Consider the following 2527-nt stretch of genomic DNA (forward strand, 5'->3'; position numbering starts at 1 on the left):
AATCCCCCCTAACCCCCCGAAATTCGGGGGGAACTAAAGGGGGGATCTCTAGATAAGTGGCGTGGGGCAGGAATCTCTCAGTCGCGAGATTGGGAAGCCCGCGCCGCAAAAGCTTGCAATCAGCGACGGGAGGAAGTCACCGTGAGATTGTAATAAAGCCATTGACGAGTAAAGAAACTTTAGTATTAGGTGCAACTATGGCAACATTAGGACGTTTGGCTAATTCTTCAATTTGTTTTTCCGATCGAGCCGAAAGGCGCTCGGAAAGAGGACTGAAAAAGCCATCGAGTACGGCAGCCCAAAGTTCGGGATCTCTACTTTGGGTAGTGCTAGAAGAAAATCCTCCAAACAAGCCAGAACTAACCGTCGAAGTTGTTTTGGGTTCGGTTAAAACTTTGCCTACTTTTCCTATCCCCGATAGAGTACTGACTAACAAATCGCTTCTGGCAATCGTACCGCCGTCGTCAAAATAACCTTTAGCAATCAAAGGTTGGTTGGATTGGGCTTCGACTAAAATCGTGTTGGGTTCGATCGCTTGCTGTCTGGTTCTACCCCGTAAATCTTTATAGACGATCGCAATGGCACTCGCTCGCACCAATCGGTTTTTAGGATTGACTCGATCGGCTTGGGCGATAATAACCGTACCCGATGGCAGGGCTACCCTTCCGTTAGCATCGGTTAAGTTTTCGCTCAAACTAATGCTAAAGCGTTTGTAAGCTTGATTATCGCTATCTTCCGACTCATCCCAAAGTAGGGGAGTTGAAACTACTCCTCTGACAGTCGTACCAAAAGCAATTTCGTATGCACTAGAATTGGACGTTTCGCGATCGCTTCTCCTGCGGTTGAGAATTCCTTCAATGCCAGGTGTTCGCGAGTTGTCGTTATTTGCTTCAGTTTTATTTAAGCTAACTCTAACAGTAGGTATCTGTAGCGACTCCGATTTGATTTTTCTTGTTTGCCTGGTTACTGGAATTGGCTCATCCGTTTCTCTGTTAGCTATCTCAAGCGTTCTTTGTCTGGTTCTGAGGTTAGAAACCGATGGTTTTGGTAACTCTGAAGTTTGCACTTTTCCGAGACTGGCTAGTTGCTCCCAACGCTCGAAGGGATCGACCTTCTGTTCGGGTTTGGTTTGAGTTCTGGGGCTGTAACTGCGCTGTATCGGTCTGGATACAGGTCTGGGTGGTGGTGGTGCGTAGCGAACTACAGGTGCGGATCTGAGTGGAGGAGTGGCAGGTACTACGGGTTTGGGAACTGGTTTTTCTTCACTCGGTTGCGGAGTCGATAATTCTATTTTTTGATCTCTGAGTGCTAATTTGCCTCGATAGTCAGCTTCGCTCACTTCTTCCTCTGAAACTTGTGTTTCTGGTTCTGAAACTACAGCAGGTTCGGGATATCTAGGTTGTAGAACCTGCCATAATCCCACTCCAAACAAAATGAAAATACCTACAACTGCTGCCATAAATATGGTTCGAGGCATTGCCTTATCTTCAGTCGCCAGTTTTGATGGGGTATCGTTTTCTAAATCTAGTTTTTCTTCTTTAGCTACTTCAATTGGTTTGTAAGCTAGTCCAGCTATTTCGTTTTGCTCTTCTGCACTCAGTTCTTTTGAATCTAGCTCGACTGTTGCATGTTGATTTTGAGTTTTCATAGGAATTTATGGCGACTACCCGTCGTAGTTTTCAATTGAGATGATTTCTAAGCCAGCAGCACGCATCTTATTGACTAACTTCTCAAAACTATTTGCACCTTCACCAAGCGCGGAGTTGGGAATAGCTGCGGCTTGGATGGTGAAGATTTTATTGAAAGGCTTAGTTTTGATCTGTTTGCCACTACTTTCATCAAAAATAAGCCAATCGGCTACTACATTGATTTTCCAAGTCGGTACTGTAGCTTTTACTGCTACTGGTTCTGAGATGTAGCGAATTAGGATCGAAGATTTGAGTGAGTTGTTGCGATCGAAAAACTGGGAAGGTACCATCGGGGCTAGTTCGTTGAGAAATTCATCTCTAAACTTGGTCGCCATTGTCAGCGACGCAGCATAAGAATTACTGGGAACGAATTTATTCTGGCTGTTTTTGATGCCCCGATCGCTTCTTTCCCAGCCAAACATCAAACTCAACCATTGTTTGCTAAACTCGACAATTACTTTTGGTTCGCGATAATCCCCCGATTTTTGTTGGATGAAAATGGCAGTACCGTCAGCTAATTGAACGTTAGTAATTCTCTGTTCGGCTAGTTTTTTATTGCTGAGGGCGACAGTACAGGAAGAGAAAGAGAGCATGATAAACGCACCAGCTAAAATTAACTGACCTAAAGTAATCTTTTCTTTGGTATTGGGAATTAGCTCGTTTAGTTGTTGCGATTTGTTGGAATTGAAAACCACGATCGGAATACCTGAATTATATTTAAACGATTAACATTGCTGCTTTTGAAGCTAGCTGTGAAATAGCACCAGTAATATCTGAAACTCCCCTATTGACGTTTTCGTAGATCGCTCTACCACCACCCACGCCGAGGGCTACAGCCA

At 44.4% G+C, this 2527-nt stretch carries 2 protein-coding genes; both read right to left on the reverse strand.

Annotated features, from left to right (window positions below; all coding sequences use genetic code 11):
* Positions 1-136: 136 nt before the first annotated feature.
* Entirely contained in the window at positions 137-1648 is a 1512-nt protein-coding gene (locus tag ACRC32_RS00090) for a hypothetical protein (protein ID WP_438552077.1), read from the reverse strand.
* Between the two features lie 15 nt (positions 1649-1663).
* Positions 1664-2383, reverse strand: coding sequence for a hypothetical protein (locus tag ACRC32_RS00095; RefSeq protein ID WP_438552078.1), 720 nt, complete (start codon positions 2381-2383; stop codon positions 1664-1666).
* Between the last annotated feature and the right edge of the window lie 144 nt (positions 2384-2527).

The organism is Chroococcidiopsis sp., assembly GCF_051657925.1.
GTDB lineage: Bacteria > Cyanobacteriota > Cyanobacteriia > Cyanobacteriales > Chroococcidiopsidaceae > Chroococcidiopsis.

Excerpts from the sequence above, each read along its gene's own strand:
- ACRC32_RS00090 (WP_438552077.1), bottom strand. The coding sequence starts at position 1,648 with ATGAAAACTCAAAATCAACATGCAACAGTCGAGCTAGATTCAAAAGAA.